Source organism: Vibrio sp. 1288, from assembly GCF_033344475.1.
Genome location: NZ_JAWPOX010000643.1, coordinates 1 through 648 on the forward strand (window position 1 = coordinate 1; position 648 = coordinate 648).

A 648-nucleotide genomic window follows, 5' to 3' on the forward strand; every position below is an offset into this window, starting at 1 on the left:
AAGCATCAAGCCAATTTCTCGATCAGTTAAACTCTGCTCTGGCGAGTAACCTCAAAACCGTCCATCAAAACGTCGATCAACACCATACTTATTTTGAGCATCGCCAAGAGCTAAATGCAGAAATGAATGGTTTGGTTGAACTCAGCCAACAATCTCTCGACCAAGCCCAGGATTTAGCAGAACTCAAACAAGAAGTCGCTCCATTGCTGGCCAAAATGGCCTCGTTAACCGAGCGCCTCAAGATGACGGAAGAGAGAGAACAGGCCCTGCAAGAGCGTTTAAGCTACAGCAAAAACCAGCTTGAAGCGGTGTTTGAAACCACACAAGATTACCGCCGCCGCTTAGACGACCAGACACAGCGAATGTTGCTTGATCCACTCACGAAGGTTTACAACCGAACAGCATTTAACGATCGTCTTGAGCTCGAATACCGTCGTTGGATTCGCTCTCAACAAAATCTACGAGTGGTACTGTTTGATGTCGATAACTTCAAAGCCGTAAACGACAGCTATGGTTATACCGCTGGTGATAAAGCGCTGAAGATCATCGCTCGAGCCATCAATAGGCGCGTGTCTGATACCGAAACCGTCGCTCGCTTTGGCGGTGAAGAGTTTATTCTGCTGATTCCAGAACAAAGTGAAGAATACA

General features: G+C 46.9%; 1 protein-coding gene. It reads left to right on the plus strand.

Translation table 11 applies throughout. The features are described 5' to 3' along the window. Nucleotides 1-648 (plus strand): diguanylate cyclase (locus R8O11_RS28515; protein WP_318195034.1); only part of this gene is annotated, 648 nt, incomplete at both ends.